This window comes from Alistipes shahii WAL 8301, from assembly GCF_025145845.1.
Taxonomy (GTDB): domain Bacteria; phylum Bacteroidota; class Bacteroidia; order Bacteroidales; family Rikenellaceae; genus Alistipes; species Alistipes shahii.
Window position 1 is genome coordinate 2,644,686 of record NZ_CP102253.1, and the last position, 17,098, is coordinate 2,661,783.

Below are 17,098 nucleotides of genomic sequence, written 5' to 3' on the forward strand. Positions count from 1 at the left end.
GTGTGTCGGATTAGAATACGTAATAAATCAAGATTCCCGCCCCGGCCGAGAGGACGATCAGCAGGATGGGGTTGACCTTGCGCCACGAACCCACGAAAACACCGCCGAAGAGCGCCCAGCTCCAGGCGTCGATGAAGTTCCGGTCGTCGGGGTTGTCGCCGTGGGGGAAAATCAGCAGCAGAGCCGCGGCGGCGATCATGCCGATCACCACGGGCCGCATGCCCCGCATGGCCCCTTCGACCAGCCGGTTCCCTTTGAGTTTCATAAAAAAACGCGCCACGAGGATCATTAGCGTCAGCGACGGCATGCAGACGGCGAAAGTGGCGATCGCCGAACCCAGGATGCCGCACCAGGTGTGTCCGGTCTGGACGCCGACGCTGTAACCCACGTAGGTCGCCGAGTTGATGGCGATGGGACCGGGCGTGATCTGCGACACGGCGACGATGTCGGCGAATTCGGCGGCGGTCATCCACTGGTGCTGCACGACCACTTCGTTCTGGATCAGCGACAGCATGGCGTAGCCGCCGCCGAATCCGAAGAATCCGATCTTGAGGTAGGATATGAAGAGTTGCCAGAGGATCATAGCTGCGCTAATTAAGAATTAAGAATTAAAAATTGGGAGTCGGCATGTCCCGCAGGCGGTCTCTGCCCTCGCTCAACCGCAAAACTCACTTTTCACCTTTCACCTTTCACCTTTTTTGCCATTGTCAACTCCCAGGCGATGCCCAGCGCGGCGGCCGCGGCGAGTATCCAGATCGGCGACCAGTCGAGCCACCAGATGGCCAGGGCCGAGGCGGCGATGACGACCAGCATCGTCCAGTGCATGCCGCGGGAGAGCGTGAGCACCGGGCCGATGATCAGCGCCACGACCGCCGGGCGCATGCCCTTGAAGGCCGCGTCGACGACGGGGTTCTGGCGGATGCCGGCGAAGAAGATGGCGATTGCAAGGATGATGACGAACGACGACGTCACCGTGCCCAGCAGGGCCGCCGCCGCGCCGCGCAGTCCGCGGACCTTGTAACCCACGAATACCGAGGTGTTGACGGCGATCGGGCCGGGGACCGATTGCGCGAGGGTCAGCAGGTCCAAAAACTCCTTCTGCTCGATCCACTTGCGTTTGGTGATCAGCTCGCGTTCGATCAGAGGCAGCATGGCATAGCCGCCTCCGAAGGTGAACATCCCGATTTTCAGGAACGAGACGAATATGGTTGCGAGGCTCTGCATCGTCACTGGCGGGTTTTGCGGCCCAGCAGGTTCATCATCCCGTCGATGTAGGTCATCGGGTGGGTCGGTGCGCCGGGCAGCCAGAGGTCCGGGGTGTGGGTGTCGAAGAACGTGCGGTCGACGGCGCGGCTGTCGGCGAAAAGTCCGCCCGAGCAGGCCTCCGAACCGCAGGCGACGAGGATTTTGGGTTCCGCGACGGCGTCGTAGCAGATTTCCAGCGCCTCGGCCATGTTGACCGTGACGGGGCCGGAGACCACCACGCCGTCGGCATGGCGCGGCGAGGCCGTGAAGCCGATGCCGAAGCGGCCGAGGTCGAAATTGACGTTGCCCGTGGCCCCCAGCTCCATTTCGACCGACGCGTCGCCCCCGGCCGAGACTTCGCGCAGCTGCAATGCGCGGGAGAAGCAGCGGCGGATTTCGGGACGCACCTTTCCGGCGTCGAACGCTATGCGGGGGTCGCCCGGACGGACGACAAGTCCTTCGCGCGTGGGCGAGCCGATGCGGTAGTCGTTGGTGAAACGGACGTTGCGGGGCGCGATGCGCGCGCATTCGCCGCAGAAGAGGCAGCGGCCCAGGTCGAGCGCAAGGGGCGCGGCCGTGAAGGCTCCCGTGGGGCAGACGGCCGCGGCGTGCTCGGCGTCGTCGGCGTCCCGGGTCTCGGTCAGGCAGGGACGGCCCCGGAATTCGGGGGTCAGCTCCACGGCGTCGAGGTCGGGGATCGCCTGCCGTCCGTGGCTGTGCAGTACGCGTATTTTTGGGAGGATCATTTTTGAATAAATAATTGAACAAAATTAACGAAAAGCCTCGTGACGGCCAATTCTTTTCCGGGCATTAAGTCCCCGCCGGGGCGGGGTGGAGTTGGGTCCGGTTTGTAAACGCGGCGGTACGCAGCGAACGGAGTGTATGAGGGTTGCCAAACGGTGCGATTACAGATCATGGCCGCAGTACGAGAGGTTGAAACTCTTGTTGCAGATCGGGAAGTCGGAGATCCCTTCGCCGCGCACGGCGAGCGCCAGCGCCAGCCAGTTGTGGAGGCTCGGGTCCTTGATGCGGGCGGCGGCGATGCGGCCCTCGGCGTCGGTCAGGAGAACGTGGCAGGTCTCGCCGCGCCATCCCTCAACCAGTCCGAACGCGAGCGACGAGGGGGCCAGCGGCGCCGCATAGTCCGGGCGCGGGTGTCCGGCGTTCCCGCATTCCTGTCCGTGGAGGTCGAGCAGGCGGTCGATGTATCCGGCCGATTGCAGCACCTCGCGGCAGCGCACCATCAGCCGGGCCATCACGTCGCCATGCGTTTTGACGATGCTTTCATGGCGCAGCGCCCCGGCGAAGACGCCCCAGGGGTGCGACGTGCGGATGTCGCGGGCCAGACCGCTCGCGCGGGCCGCCTGACCCACGCCGCCGATGCGCTGCATCTCGTCGCGCGGGACGATGCCGCACTGTTCGAAGCGGGCCAGCAGCGAGGGCGACGACTTGATGTCGCGGCGCACCTGGTCGTAGCGGCGGGCGATTTCGCGCACGTTCGCACGGATCATCGCCGCCTTTTCGGCCGTCAGCGGGTGGTCGGTGCCGAGGGGCCGGATCAGCCCCTTGCCGAAGCGGTTGCCGCACCACGCCTGCGTGGTGTTGATGGTCATGGTGCGCAGGGCCTCCGAAGCCACCTGCCCCAGCTGGTAGCCCACGTCCATGCAGAGGGCGCCCGTGTCGGCGATCTGCATGGCCATGCGTTCGAGTTCGAGGGCCGCGGCGCGTTCGCACTCCAGCGCGGCCGGGACTTCGCGGCGGGCGAGTTTCTCGACGGCCCGGGCGAAGGCCGTGGCGTGCGCCACGGCGCTGTCTCCGGCGACGGACTCCGCAAGGCACATCTGCCGCAGGCGGTTCGCGGTCGTTTCGAAGGCCGTCTCGACGTCCCGGTGCTGGTAGCCCAGCGCGATTTCGAGGTGCAGGACCTGCTCGCCGTTGCAGATGAAGCGGAAGGCCCCCGGTTCGATGACGCCTGCGTGGATCGGCCCGACGTTGACCTCGTGCAGCGAGCGTCCCTCCATCGTGTAGAAGGGGTAGTTCTCGATCGAACAGCGGCGGTCGTAACGCCCGGCGGGGGACCGCAGCGGCTTGGGCCACGGCATGCCGTCGAAACGGATGCCGTAGCGTTCCGAGATGTCGCGCTCGAAGGGGTGCATCTGCGGGTGCAGGGCCGTGAGCGAGGGGAGCGCCGTCTCGTCGTAGTAGTCCGTGGCGTGCGAAGTGATCAGCACGCGGCGCTCGGCGTCGTCGAGCAGCAGCAGGAAGAAACGCATGCGGTCGCCCGACGGGAGGGCGAAATAGTGGGCCGCATGGTAGCGTGCGTCGAAGAGTTTTACGCGAAGGTCTTCGTAGAAGGCGGCGTAGGAGACTTCGGGGATGTCGTTCAGCGCGACGGAGGCGCCGGTATTGTCGGTTACGTAGTAATTCATAGCGATGCGATTCGGTCGATCAGTTCCCGGAAAAATGCGGGCTGCCAAAGCCCCAGCCCGATGGCGGCGGCGAGCAGCGACAGCGCCGACCACGACAGTGCGCGGTCGGTCGCCGAGGGGTGCAGTTCGTCCTGCCGGGGCTGGTAGCAGAGGCGCAGCAGGCGCGAGCAGAAGAAGTAGATGACCAGGCACAGCAGCAACATGATGCCCGTGACGAGCCACCAGCGGCCGTCGGCGATGGTTTGCTTGAGGATCATCAGCTCGGAGAGGAACAGCGGCGAGGGCGGGAAGGCCACCAGCACGACCATCCCCGTGAGCAGTCCCACGGCCCCCACGCGGTTGATGTGGATGTAGTCGCCGATGCGGTTGATGCGGTAGTTGCCGTAGACCTGCCGCACGACGGCGATCTGGAGGAACAGGCTGCTCTTGATGAGCGTATGGCAGACGACGTGGAACACGGCGGCCCAGACCCCGATGCCCCCGATGCCCAGCCCGATGGCCGCGATGCCCATGTTCTCGACCGTGGAGTAGGAGAGGAAGCGTTTGTAGTTGTTGGTGCGGCGCAGGAACAGCGCGCCGACCACCAGCGACAGCACGCCGACGAGCAGCAGCACGGATTTCACCCATGGGAAGACTTCGGTCGCGGCGAGCAGTTTGTAGACCCGCAGCAACGCCAGGAACCCGGCGTTGACCAGTCCCGTGGAGATCAGCGCCGAGGCCGGGGCCGGGGCGGCGAAGTTGGCGTCGACGCCCACGGTGTAGAGCGGGAACAGCTCGGCCTTGCAGCTGTAACCGCAGAGGATCAGCAGAAAGGCCGTCTTCAGGTAGAGGGCGCTGCCGCCCGGGGCCGCGGCGGCGACGGTGGCGTAGTCGAGCGACTCGCAGTCGGTGGCGGCGGCCAGCAGCAGGATGCCCAGGTAGGCCATGGCGATGCCCGTCGAGCAGACGAAGACGTATTTCCACGCCGCTTCCAGCGCCTGCGCCGTGCGGCGGTGGTAGACGATGCCCGCCGAGCAGAGCGTGGTGGCTTCGAGGAAGATCCACGTCACGGCGAGGTTCGAGGCGAAATAGGCTCCCGCGATGGCTGTGGTCAGGAGCATCAGCAGGCCCGCGTAGGTGCGGGTCTGGCGCAGGTCGCAGTCGTGGAGGCTGGCCTTCGAGTGGAAAAAGGCGAAGGCGGAGACGATGCAGAGCAGGCAGTAGAAGAGCGTGCCCGCGGCGTCGAAGGCGAACCACACGGCCGAGGTCTCGCCGTAAAGCCCTCCGGCGACGATCCGAACGGCGAAGGCCGCCTGCACGGCGTAGAAGGCCGCGCCCGTGAGGCGCAGCAGGCTCCGGCGGCGGACCGTGAAGGCCGCTGCCGCGATGAGGACGCTGAAAATGAGGTAGCAGATCATGGCGTCAGTCCTTTACGTTGGTGAGTGAATCGGCGTCGTCGGCATGGAGCTTGCCGTCGATTTTGGTGAAGAAGATGCCCAGCATCAGCACCGAGATGAGGATGTCGAGCAGGATGGCGAAGTTGATCAGCAGCGGCATCTCGACGCCGATGGCCGTCGAAAAGAGGAACACGCCGTTTTCGATGACCAGAAAGCCGACCATGTGGGAGAAGATCCGGCGGCGCATGACGATCAGGATCAGTCCGCTCAACAGCGAGTAGAAGGCCACGCCGAAGAACACCAGGTCGATGGTCGTGTCGGCGATGTAATAGGTGACCGAGGCGCTCACGGCCAGCGCCACGAGCGACAGCAGCAGCGAGCCGGACTGCGTGGAGCCGGAGCGCGAGACGCGGTTGATCTTCGTGCGGCGGATGACGGCGAAAAGCAGTCCCGGGACGAGGATGCCCTTGAAAAGCAGGGTTTCGAGGCAGATGAAGGCCAGTTCGGCGGGGTTGATGGCGTGCAGCCGCACCAGGGCGACGGCGAACAGCAGCCATCCCTGAAGGCCGATCAGCGAGGCGAAATTGCGGAAACGCTCGGTGATCGCCAGATAGACGAGCGTCACGACGTAGAGGATGATCAGCGGAAGTATCATTGCAGACCGATGTTAAGTTGCAGCAGGTAGCCCGTGAAGAACACGAGGACGGCCAGCGCCGCGACGGTGAGGATGAAGGTGGTGTTGCGGGCGAGTTTGTTGCGGGCCTGGGTCGATTCGACGATGCCCACCGAAAGCCCCGTGACGAGCACCGCGAGCGGGGCCGCCGCCCACCAGCGGGGGCAGCAGGTCGCGGCGACGGCGTCGGCGGCGAGCACCGACAGCGCGGCGGTCTTGAGCCATCCGGCCATCTTGATATAGGCCAGGTCGACGCCGCAGTAGTCGAGGCACATCACTTCGTGGATCATCGTCAGTTCGAGGTGCGTGCGGGGGTCGTCGACCGGGACGCGCCCGGCCTCGGTGAAGACGATCTTCACGAGCACGTAGGCCGCCAGCAGCAGCACCACGACCAGCTGCATGCCGTTCACGGCGTCGCCCGAGAAGATCGCGTCGAAAGAGGTGTAGCCCGACAGCAGGGCCAGCGTGCCGAAGACGAGCATCAGCGCCGGTTCGACCAGCGCGCCGTACAGGGCTTCGCGGCTGGCGCCCATGCCCTCGAACGAGCTTCCGGTGTCCATCGCCGCGAGGATGAGGGCCACGCGGCCCAGAGCCAGGAGGTAGGCGAAGGCGATCAGGTCGCCTTCGAACGACAGCGCGGACGGCAGGTCGCCTACGGGGACGAACAGCGCGGCGACGAGGGCCGTGCCGAGCGTGACGGACGGGGCCGCGCGGAACACGGCGGTCGTCGTGGGGGAGTAGACGGCGCCCTTGCGCAGCAGCAGCAGGCGCACGTCGTAAAGGTGCTGGGCGAAGCGGATGCCCTTGCGGCCCGCGAGCAGCGCGCGGGTGCGGTTGATCAGTCCCGGAATCGCCAGGGCCGCCAACAGAAGAAGGAGTGTGTTGAGTGCAGCCATCTTAAATCGCGTTAAATACCGACAACAGGAACACCAGCCCCAGGAAAGCCAGTGCGAAAAGGATGTAATGGTTGATCTTGCCCGTGCGCAGGCGCATCACGCGCTGGTTGATCACGCGCAGCAGTTCGACCCACCAGGCGGCGAACAGCCGGCCGATGCGGTCGCGGTGACCGATGTCGAACGAGTGGGCCGCGGGGAAGATTTCGCCTTTGCCCACGGGGGAGCCCTGGCCGCTGTTCTGGGTCAGCGACGTGGCGATGGATTGAAGCCCTTCGGAGAAGGATTCGCCCGTGTACTGCATCCGGACGTTCGGCGCCGTGAAGCCGCAGCCCCATGTGGGACCCTTGGCGACGGTGCGCGTGCGCAGCGTCCGGCGGCGAAGCCACAGCAGCAGGCACACCACGGCGATCAGAATCCAGGCCGTGCGTCCCGCGGCGGCGAGCGGCGGCGAGAGCAGCCAGTCGGCGGCGTCGGCCGGGGTGCGGAGGAAGAAGCCCGCGGCACGGGTCGCGGCCGAGACGGCCGCCCGGGGGAACAGCCCTACGAAAAGGATGCCTGCGAGCGGCAGGGCCATCGCCGCGATGCGGAAGGTGTCGGCCTCGGACGACTCGGCGACCTCGTGGGTGCGGGGCGAGCCGAGGAAGACCGTGCCGTAGAGTTTGGTGAAGGCCAGGACGACGAGTCCGCCGATCAGCGCCAGCGCGGCCAGTCCGGCGGCGGACGCCAGCACGTTGCTGCCCGAAGCGATGCCGTCGAGCATCCCGAGGTAGATCAGCAGTTCGGAGACGAAGCCGTTGAGGGGCGGCAGGGCGCAGATGGCCGCCGTGCCCGTGAGGAAGAGGATCGCCGTGAGCGGCATGTGCTTCGCAAGCCCGCCCAGCGCGTCGAGCGACGTGGTATGGGTCTGCGAGAGGATGTTGCCCGCGCCGAAAAAGAGCAGGCTCTTGAACAGCGAGTGGTTGAGCGTGTGCAGCAGGGCGCCCGTGACGCCGCACAGCGCGACGAGCTGGTTGCCCGAGGATTTGCCCAGCGCGGCGACGCCGAGTCCGATGAGGATGACGCCGACGTTCTCGATCGAGGAGTAGGCCAGCAGGCGTTTCACGTCGTTCTGCATGGCTGCGAGGATCACGCCCCACAGGCCCGTGACGACGCCCGCCGCGAGCAGGATCACTCCGGCGGTGTGCAGGAGAGGCTGTTCGCCCAGCGCGGCCGTCACGCGCAGGATGCCGTAGACGCCCGTCTTGATCATCACGCCCGACATCAGGGCCGAGACGTGCGACGGGGCTGCGGGGTGCGCCTCCGGAAGCCAGACGTGCATCGGGAAAAGTCCCGCCTTCATGCCGAAGCCCGCCAGGAACACCAGCAGCAGCGGCAGTCCCGGCTGCGTGCGGAAGTAGTCGCCCAGCGCGCCGAACGTGGCGGCGCCGCAGGCCGCGTCGAGCCGTACGAAGCCGATGACGAGCAGCACGAAGCCGATGTGCATCATAATCAGGTAGGAGAGCGCCGCGCGCCGGACTTCGCGCCGCTGGGCGTCGAAGAGGATCAGCAGGAACGACGCCACGGTCATCAGTTCCCAGAAAAAGAGGAACGAGAAGCCGCCGTCCGAAAGGACCACGCCCAGCATGGCGTAGAACATCGCCACCAGCGCCGTGTAGTGCAGCGAGATGTGGGCCGGGGATTTCTCGGCAAGGCAGTGGGCCAGATAGCCCCGCGAGTAGAGCACGGCGGCGACGGCGCCGACCGAGATGATCACGACGAACAGCGCCGAAAGCCCGTCCATCGAGCCGGTGTCGCCGCCGAAAAGCGTACCGGGGACCGACCACACGGGGCCGCTGTCCGCTCCGGCCAGCACGCCGACGGCGCGCGCCGAGCACCACAGGGCGCCGGCGGCCGTGAGGGCCAGCGCAGTCCAGACCTTGCGCCGCAGCGGCGTGGCGAAAATGGCCGCCGCCACCGCCGTCAGGGCGATTAGCAGGTAGAGAAAAAGCATATTTCAGAAATTTATCGTATTCTTAACCGTTGACCACCGATGCCATGACCACCGCCGCGAGGGCCGCGGTCTCGGTGCGCAGACGCTGTCGTCCGAGGGTGATCTCTTCGAAACCGTTGGCCAGCGCGAAGGCGATTTCGCCGGGCGAGAAGTCGCCTTCGGGACCGATGAAGACCGTGGCCGTCTCGCCCGGACGGAGCGCGCGGGCCAGGTAGGCCTTCCCGGCGGGCGACTGCGCCGGGGCGCAGTGGGCGATGAACTTCCGCCCCTCGGGGGCCGACAGCACCGCTTCGCGGAAGGGGGTGAGCGGATGCAGCACGGGGCGGTAGGCCTTGAGCGACTGTTTCAACGCCGCGGTGACGACCTTCTCGCCCCGCTCGGGCTTGAAGACCCGGCGTTCGCTGTGTTCCGTTTCCAGCGGCACGACGGCTGTGACGCCCACCTCGGTGGCTTTTTCCAAAAACCATTCGAAACGCTCCGAATTCTTGGTCGGCGCGACGGCCATCGTCAGCGCGTAAGGCAGTTTTTCGAACCCGGTTTCGGCGCTGACGACCCGCACGGTGCAGCGCCGGGGATTGTCGTCGGTGATTTCGCAACAAAATAAATTGCCCCGTCCGTCAGTTATATGGATGCGCCCGCCGCACTGGAGCCGCAGTACGCGGATGCAGTGTTTCGACTCCTCTTCGTTCAGCGTATGAAGCGGGGGGACGATGTCCGGCGCGTAGAAAAGTTGCATGATTGGAGACCTATTATTTATTCTATTTACAGATTTTTCCCTAACTTTGTCGAATAATGCGCGACAAAGTTACTAAAATAACACGATCGATGAAACGTATCACCGCTTTATTAACACTTTTTCTGGCTATGACATTCATATCCTGCAAGTCCGGGAAAACCGTGGGCGAAAATCCTTTTTTCGCCGAATGGGAGACCCCATACGGCGTGCCGCCCTTCGACAAGATCGAACCGGAGCACTTCCTGCCTGCGATCGAACGCGGCATGTCGCTGCACGAGGCCGAGATCGACGCCATCACGTCGAACAACGACGCGCCGACGTTCGAGAACGTCATCCTCGCCTACGACGCTTCGGGAAAGATGCTTTCGCAGGTCGAGCTGATCTTCGGGATGCTCTGCGCCGCGGAGAACACCTCCGAAATGCAGGCGCTGGAGGAGCAGATTATGCCCCGGATGGCGGCGCACGCCGACAAGATCCGTCTCAACGGGAAACTTTTCGAACGGATCAAAGCCGTCTACGACCGTCGCGCCGCGCTGGGACTCGACGCCGAGCAGAGCCGTCTGCTGGAGAAGACCTACCGCAGTTTCGTGCGCGCCGGAGCGCTGCTCGACGCCGAGCGGAAGGCGCGTCTGAAGGCGATCAACGAGGAGCTGTCGCTCACGGCCGTGAAGTTCGGGCAGAACCTCCTCGCCGAGAACAACAACTATGCGCTGGAACTCGCCTCGTCCGATCTGGACGGCATTCCGGCCACGGCCCGCGATCTGGCCCGCGAAAAGGCCGAGGCGATGGGCCGGAAGGGCAAATACGTCTTTACGCTGCACAAGCCCAGCCTGATCCCGTTTCTGACCTACTCGTCGAAACGCGAACTGCGCGAGCAGATCTACAAGGCCTACCTCAACCGCTGCAACAACGGCGACGAGTATGACAACAAACAGCTGATCAACGATTTCATCCGCTTGCGCACGGAGAAGGCCCACCTGCTGGGCTATCCCTCGTATGCCGCCTACGTCGTGGACGACGAGATGGCCGGAACGACCGACGCCGTGTACGGCCTGCTGGAGGAGATCTGGACCCCGGCGCTCGAAAGCGCCAAGGGCGAGCTGGCCGAGATGGAGGAGCTGTTCCGGAAGGATTTCCCCGAGGGAGAGTTCGCGTCGTGGGACTGGTGGTATTACGCCGAGAAGGTCCGCAAGCAGAAATATGCCCTCGACGAGGAGATGCTGCGGCCCTATTTCTCGCTGGAGAACGTGCAGGGAGGCATCTTCTTCCTCGCCAACCGGCTCTACGGCATCACGTTCCGCCCGATCGTCGTGCCGCTGTACCACCCCGAGGCGGTCGCTTACGAGGTGCTCGACGTCGACCAGTCGCATCTGGGCGTGCTCTATTTCGATTACTTCCCGCGCGACGGAAAGAGCCAGGGCGCGTGGTGCGGCAACTACGTGGAGCAGACCTACGAGGACGGGAAGCGCGTGGCGCCCGTGGTGTCGGTCGTCTGCAACTTCACGCGCCCGGCGGGGGGCAATCCCGCGCTGCTGACCCTCGACGAGACCGAGACGCTGTTCCACGAGTTCGGGCATGCGCTCCACTTCCTGTTCCACGACGTGAAGTACCGCGGACTCGCGGAGGTCGAGGGCGATTTCGTGGAGCTGCCCTCGCAGCTGATGGAGAACTGGGCGTTCGATCCCGAGGTGCTCAAGCAGTATGCCGTGCATTACCGTTCGAACGAGGTGATTCCGAAATACCTCGTCGACAAACTGCGCCGCAGCGAACTTTTCAACCAGGGTTTCATGGCCACCGAGCTGATCGCCGCGTCGCTTTCGGACATGGACATCCACTCGATCACCGAATACGAGCCGTTCGACCCGATGGCCTTCGAGCGCAAGGCCCTGACCGAAAAACGCGGGCTGATCCCGCAGATCGAGCCGCGCTACCGTTACCCCTATTTCTCGCACATCTTCGACGGCGGCTACTCTGCGGGCTACTATTTCTATACGTGGGCCGAGGTGCTCGACAAGGACGCCTTCGAGGCCTTCCGCGAGAGCGGCGACCTCTTTAACAAGAAGATCGCCGGCGATTTCCGCCGCAAGATCCTCGCCCGCGGCGGCTCGGAGGACGGCATGACCATGTACCGCGACTTCCGCGGCAAGGACCCCGACAAGCGGGCGATGCTTCGCGGCCGGGGGCTTCTGAATGAACCCGAACCGTCCGGCGAGGACGCCGCTCCCGCCGCCGAAACGGCATCCGCCGCCCGGGAAAACTGAAACTCGAACCCATCGGAAAAGAAACCGCTAATTTGATATGATAATGAAAAAAGTACTGTTTATTATGGCCGTTTCCGCTATGGCGGCAGGCTGCGCCGACAATTCGATCCCCAAAGCGCAGCTGCCCGAACTCGATCTGTCGAATCCCCTGCTGGCCGCATGGGATACGCCCCATGAGACCCCGCCGTTCTCCGAGATAAAACTCGCGGACTACGAACCGGCGTTCGATGCCGCGATCGCCTGCTCGCGCGCCGAGATCGACGCGATCGTGAACAACCCCAAGAAACCCACCTTTGGCAATACGATCGTGGCGCTGGAGCGTCAGGGCGAGCTGCTCAATCGCATCGCGGGGCTTTTCTTCAACCTGCTCGAAGCCGACACGTCGGACGAAATGCAGCAGATCGCACAGCGCGTGCAGCCCAAGCTGACCGAACTGTCGAACGACATCTCGCTCAATCCCGAGCTGTTCGCCCGGGTGAAACAGGTTTACGAGCATCCGGGACGTCTTCGCAAAGAGGACAGGAAACTGCTCGAGGACACCTATCAGAGTTTCGCTCGCAGCGGCGCGGCCCTTTCCGACGCCGACAAGGAGCTTTACCGCAAGTACACCTCCGAACTCTCGGGGCTGACGCTCCGGTTCGGGCAGAACGCGCTGGCCGCGACCAACGCATTCACGCTCAACATCACCGATCCGAAGGTGGTGGCCGAGCTGCCCGCATTCGTCCGCGAAGGCATGGCCGCCGAGGCCAAGGCCCGCGGCGAGAAGGGCTGGACCGTGACGCTGCAACATCCCAGCTACCTGCCGTTTATGACCTATTCCTCGAACCGCGAACTGAAGGAGAAACTCTGGAAAGCCAGCAATTCGAGGGCGCTGGGCGGCGAGTTCGACAACACGGAGATCGTGAAGAAAATCGCCAATACGCGTCTGAAGATCGCCAACCTGCTGGGCTACAAGTGCTATGCCGATTACGTGCTCGAACGCCGCATGGCCGAGAATACGAAAACGGTCAACGACTTCCTCGCGGAACTGCTGGCCGCGACCAAGTCCTATGCCGACGCCGACTACCGCACGGTGAGCGACTACGCCGCTACGCTCGGTTTCAAGGGACAGCTGATGCCCTGGGACTGGTCCTATTACACCGAGAAATACAAGGATGAGAAATATGCCCTGAACGACGAGCTGGTGAAACCCTACCTGAAACTCGAAAACGTGAAGAAGGGCGTCTTCATGCTGGCCAACAAGCTCTACGGGCTGAATTTCACGCCCGACGACAAGATCGAGGTGTACCATCCCGACGTGACGGCCTACGACGTGACGGACGCCGACGGACGCTTCATGGCGGTCCTCTACCTCGACTTCTTCCCCCGCGAGTCGAAGCGTTCGGGGGCGTGGATGACCGAGTTCCGCGGCACGAAGATCGAGGACGGCAAGGAGATCCGTCCGCTGGTGTCGCTGGTGATGAACTTCACCAAGCCCTCCGAAACGGCTCCGTCGCTGCTGACGTTCGACGAGCTGGAGACCTTCCTCCACGAATTCGGACACGCCCTGCACGGCATGCTGGGCGAGGGCAAGTACGAGTCGCAGACCGGCACGAACGTCTACCGCGACTTCGTGGAACTGCCCTCGCAGCTGATGGAGAACTGGGCGACCGAGAAGGAGTTCCTCGACCTGTGGGCCGTGCACTACGAGACCGGCGAGCCGATGCCCGCCGAGATCGTCGACCGCATCGTCGCCGCGCAGAACTATCTGGCGGCTTACGCCAACGTGCGCCAGCTGTCGTTCGGCATGACCGACATGGCATGGCATACGCTCACCGAGCCGTTCGAGGGCGACGTGGAGCAGTTCGAAGCCGTCTCGATGGCCCCGACGCAGGTGCTGCCCGTCGTTTCCGGAACGGCGATGGCTCCGGCCTTCGGCCACATCTTCTCGGGCGGTTACGCCGCCGGATACTACGGTTACAAGTGGGCCGAGGTGCTCGAGGCCGACGCTTTCTCGCTCTTCAAGGAGAAGGGCATCTTCAACCGCGAGGCGGCTTCGTCGTTCCGCGAGAACGTCCTCTCGAAGGGCGGCACGGAGCACCCGATGGAACTCTACGTGCGTTTCCGCGGCCACAAGCCCGAAACCCGCGCCCTCATCGAAAAGATGGGTCTGGGAAAATAAGCGATCCGTTCACCGATTCCGGAGGAGGGCCTGCACAGGCCCTCCTCTTTTCGTATCCCGGGGACCGGAACGGCAGGCTGCGGTTCCGGGTCGGGCATTCGGATCTTCGGCGCCGCGGGCGCCGACGCGTCTGTCCGCCCCCCCCCGCCGGGCGCGATTCAGTTTTGCAACCGTCCGGTTTTTTCGTATCTTTGCGACTTGGGAAGAGAATTTTTTGTTGACTATATCTATGCTTGAAAAATCGAATGCCGCATTGATCGAGGCGATCCATGCGCATACGCCGCAGCATTCGAATCCGGCTTCGCTGCTGATGGACATGCTGAACATAGGCCGCGAGGCCGCTTACAGGAGGCTGCGCGGCGAGGTGCCGTTCACCTTCGGCGAAGCCAGCGCGCTGTGCGCGCGGATGCACTTCTCGCTCGACCGGGTGGTGGGGCTGGCGGCTACGGACAAGTTGTCATTCCAGCTCAAGTTCAAGGAGTTCACCGCGCTGCTCGAAACCTATAACGAGATTCTGGAACGCGACATCGCCTTTATGCGCGAGGTGGCGTCAGACCCCACGACCGAATTTGCCACGGCGACCAATTCGCTGCCGGCGGAGTTCTACGGCAAATACGACAACCTGAACCGGTTCAAGCTCTTCAAATGGCTTTACCAGCACGAAGTGGGCAACCCCGCCGTGAGGACCTTCGAGGAGCTGAAGCTCCCCGCGGAATTGCAGCGCAACTGCCGGGAGTATGTCCGGTGGGTGCAGTCGGTCGCGACGACCTACCTGATCTTCGACGACAGCAATTTCAAGCACTGGCTCAACGCCCTGCGCGCCTACCGGGAGATGCACCTGATTTCGCAGGAGAGCGTTCGCGTGCTCCGGGACGAACTCTTCGCCATGCTCGACGAGATGGAGACGGTGGCGGTCAAGGGGGAGTTCGAGAACGGCAACAGGATCTTCCTCTATCTTTCGGACATCGACCTCGAGTCGTCGTACAGCTATGTCACGACCAGCAGACACCAGGCCGTGAACATCGGAATGTTCTCGCTGAACGGACTGCGGACGCCCGATCCGCTGATGTACGAATACGTGAAGAAATGGATCAAGACCCAGAGCCGGTTTTCGACGCTCATATCCGGCAGCGGAGAGCTGCGGCGCATCCACTATTTCAAGCGTCAGCGCGAGATCGTCGCCCAGCTGGGCTGACGCCCCGTTCCCGATGCGGAGTCTCTCCGGCGGGCACAAAAAGAAAGGGGAGGGTTTCACAACCCTCCCCTCGAAGCCTCCGGATGTGCGGAACATAGTTGCGTCACTGTCAAGCAATCCTTCCAACTTCTGTGGGCGTCACTACATGCAAACTGAATTCTTCATAGCCCCTTTCGGAACTGATACAAACGTACGCCATTTCGGCGGACGAACCAAGACGGAAATCGAAACAATCCGAAATGCGATGTTCTAATTTCGTGTATCGAACGGATTATCGCCGCTCCGGTTTCGATAATCGGTTATTCCGGGAGGCGGCGTTTCGATTATCGAAACGAAAGGCCTCCGGCGTCTGGAATCCGAAACGCCGCTTCCGCCCGCCGCAGAAATGAAAAAACGACTAAATTTTGCACGGGCCGCGACGAAGTAGTAAAAAATTACTACTTTTACCCCGTCCCCGTTCATACCGGCTATTTCCCATGGAAGACGAAAGAACACTGCTCGAAAAACTTGCCCGCGGCGACCGCGCGTCGTTCGACGCCCTCTACATGAGGTATGCGGCGAAGACCGAGGAGTTTCTGTGCCGCATGCTCAAGAACCGGGCAGAGGCCGAGGACATCACCCACGACCTGTTCCTGAAAATCTGGCAGAACCGCAGCACGATGGCCGGCGTCACGGCCTTCGGCTCCTACCTGTTCCGCATGGCCCGCAATGCCGTATACGACCGTTTCGACAGCCGCGCGGTGCGGACCAACTTCGCCCGGCAGACCAATCTGCTGCCCGAATACGAACTTCCGGACGTGGACAACCGCGACCTGCTGCTGCTGATTCAGCTGGCGGTGGAGAAGATGCCCGGGCAGCGGCAGCGCATCTTCCGCATGAGCCGTGAGGAGGGCATCGCCAACGACGAAATCGCCCGGCGTCTTGGCATCTCCACGCGCACCGTCGAAAATCAGATTTCGAGGGCCTTGTCCGAACTGCGCAAACTCGTCACGCTGATCCTGTTTTTCTTCTAAAAACTTTTTTCACCTTTCGGGCGTGCGTAACGGCCGCGTGAACCGTCTTATTGGTGAAACGGGAAAGATCGTTATGTCTGTAAATCGAATAAAAACCATTATCGAAACCTTCCTCGGCAGCGACATGCCCGGGGAGGTGCAGCAGCGCTTCGCGGAGTGGCTGCGCGACCCCGCCTCGCGCGATGAAAAGGAGCGGGCGCTGGAAAACTACTGGAACGGACTCCGGGCCGAAGAGCCGGGAGGCCGTGAACGCAAACTCGAACGGCTCCACGAGGCGATGCGCCGCGGCGAGCGGTTCCGCGTCCGCCGCATCTGGCGCAACGTCGCAGCCGCGGCCGCCGTCGTGCTGCTGGCCGCCGGAACGAACTACGTCGTGGTGAAGGATTACCTGCGCACGAAGATCGAAACCAACATCGTCACCTCGGCCCACGACAAGGGCGAGTACGTACTGCCCGACGGTACGCATATCTGGCTCAACGCCGGGAGCGTGCTCCGGTACTACGGCGACCTGACGGGGCGCCGCAGGGTGGTGGAACTCGACGGCGAAGGCTTCTTCAAGGTCCGGCACGATGCCGACCGTCCGTTCATCCTGCAGATGGAGGATATGAACATCGAGGTGCTCGGCACGGAGTTCGACGTGATCAACTACGCCGAGTTCGCGACCACGGAGGCCATTCTCTGCAACGGCAGCATCCGCGCCTACGGCGGCCGTCTGCCGGCGCCCGTGACGCTGAAACCCGGCGACAGGCTGGTGTTCGACAGGAAGGAGGGGCGCGCCTCGCGCTCGCGGGTCTCGACGCGCAACTACTCGCAGTGGATGGGCGGCTCGCTGTCGTTCGACGACACCTCGCTGGCCGACATTCTCACCAACCTCGAACGCTGGTACGCCGTCGAGATCGACGCTCCCGAGGCGTGGACCCGGCAGGTGCGCATGTCGTTCAAGCTGATCCGCAACGAAAGTATCGAGGAGATTCTGAAAGCCATGTCGCTCGTCGTGGAGATGGACTACGTCTGCGCAGGGCGGCGCATAACGATCATTCCCAAACAACCGAAAAATTCCTAAAATTACGCGCCTATGTAAAAAGGACCCGGACTTTCCCGCTTTCACTTCCGGAACGCAGAA

Annotated in this window: 14 protein-coding genes; 5 read left to right on the forward strand and 9 right to left on the reverse strand. The window is 63.4% G+C overall.

Annotated elements, in window-relative coordinates; translation table 11 throughout:
* Window positions 1–10: 10 nt before the first annotated feature.
* From NQ492_RS11150 to NQ492_RS11190, 9 genes are all read right to left on the reverse strand, one after another.
* Window positions 11–583, reverse strand: coding sequence for a chromate transporter (locus NQ492_RS11150; protein WP_015547601.1), 573 nt, complete (start codon window positions 581–583; stop codon window positions 11–13).
* 92 nt (window positions 584–675) lie between these two features.
* Window positions 676–1,224 carry a chromate transporter gene (locus tag NQ492_RS11155; RefSeq protein WP_044054527.1) on the reverse strand — a complete coding sequence of 183 codons (549 nt, stop codon included), beginning with the start codon at window positions 1,222–1,224 and terminating at the stop codon, window positions 676–678.
* A gap of 2 nt (window positions 1,225–1,226) precedes the next feature.
* Window positions 1,227–1,991 carry an NADH-quinone oxidoreductase subunit B family protein gene (locus NQ492_RS11160; RefSeq protein WP_015547602.1) on the reverse strand — a complete coding sequence of 255 codons (765 nt, stop codon included), beginning with the start codon at window positions 1,989–1,991 and terminating at the stop codon, window positions 1,227–1,229.
* A 159-nt stretch (window positions 1,992–2,150) separates the two neighbouring features.
* Window positions 2,151–3,674 (reverse strand): hydrogenase large subunit, encoded by a 1,524-nt coding sequence (locus tag NQ492_RS11165; RefSeq protein WP_015547603.1) that lies wholly within the window; start codon window positions 3,672–3,674, stop codon window positions 2,151–2,153.
* Window positions 3,671–5,071 (reverse strand): hydrogenase 4 subunit F, encoded by a 1,401-nt coding sequence (locus NQ492_RS11170; protein WP_015547604.1) that lies wholly within the window; start codon window positions 5,069–5,071, stop codon window positions 3,671–3,673. Before NQ492_RS11170 ends, NQ492_RS11165 begins: the two co-directional genes overlap by 4 nt.
* 4 nt (window positions 5,072–5,075) lie before the next feature.
* Window positions 5,076–5,705 carry a hydrogenase 4 membrane component (E) gene (locus tag NQ492_RS11175; protein ID WP_015547605.1) on the reverse strand — a complete coding sequence of 210 codons (630 nt, stop codon included), beginning with the start codon at window positions 5,703–5,705 and terminating at the stop codon, window positions 5,076–5,078.
* Window positions 5,702–6,619: a respiratory chain complex I subunit 1 family protein gene (locus NQ492_RS11180; RefSeq protein WP_259872910.1), complete on the reverse strand. Its 918-nt coding sequence runs from the start codon at window positions 6,617–6,619 to the stop codon at window positions 5,702–5,704. Before NQ492_RS11180 ends, NQ492_RS11175 begins: the two co-directional genes overlap by 4 nt.
* Before the next feature lies 1 nt (window position 6,620).
* On the reverse strand, window positions 6,621–8,609 hold the full coding sequence (locus NQ492_RS11185; protein ID WP_118406070.1) for a proton-conducting transporter transmembrane domain-containing protein: 1,989 nt from the start codon (window positions 8,607–8,609) through the stop codon (window positions 6,621–6,623).
* 22 nt (window positions 8,610–8,631) lie between these two features.
* Entirely contained in the window at window positions 8,632–9,345 is a 714-nt protein-coding gene (locus tag NQ492_RS11190; RefSeq protein WP_015547606.1) for an RsmE family RNA methyltransferase, read from the reverse strand.
* 128 nt (window positions 9,346–9,473) lie between these two features.
* Here NQ492_RS11190 and NQ492_RS11195 point away from each other — a divergent pair, with 128 nt between their 5' ends.
* The 5 genes from NQ492_RS11195 to NQ492_RS11215 all read left to right on the forward strand — a co-directional run bounded on the left by NQ492_RS11195 (window position 9,474) and on the right by NQ492_RS11215 (window position 17,038).
* A complete protein-coding gene (locus NQ492_RS11195; protein ID WP_015547607.1) occupies window positions 9,474–11,606 on the forward strand; it encodes a M3 family metallopeptidase in 2,133 nt (710 codons plus the stop codon).
* Between the two features lie 79 nt (window positions 11,607–11,685).
* Entirely contained in the window at window positions 11,686–13,767 is a 2,082-nt protein-coding gene (locus tag NQ492_RS11200; protein WP_015547608.1) for a M3 family metallopeptidase, read from the forward strand.
* Between the two features lie 229 nt (window positions 13,768–13,996).
* Window positions 13,997–14,962 (forward strand): hypothetical protein, encoded by a 966-nt coding sequence (locus NQ492_RS11205; RefSeq protein ID WP_015547609.1) that lies wholly within the window; start codon window positions 13,997–13,999, stop codon window positions 14,960–14,962.
* Between the two features lie 476 nt (window positions 14,963–15,438).
* The gene (locus tag NQ492_RS11210) at window positions 15,439–15,975 is read left to right on the forward strand and encodes an RNA polymerase sigma-70 factor (RefSeq protein WP_015547610.1); all 537 of its coding nucleotides are present in this window, start codon (window positions 15,439–15,441) and stop codon (window positions 15,973–15,975) included.
* A 73-nt stretch (window positions 15,976–16,048) separates the two neighbouring features.
* Entirely contained in the window at window positions 16,049–17,038 is a 990-nt protein-coding gene (locus NQ492_RS11215; protein ID WP_022062047.1) for a FecR family protein, read from the forward strand.
* Window positions 17,039–17,098 lie beyond the last annotated feature (60 nt).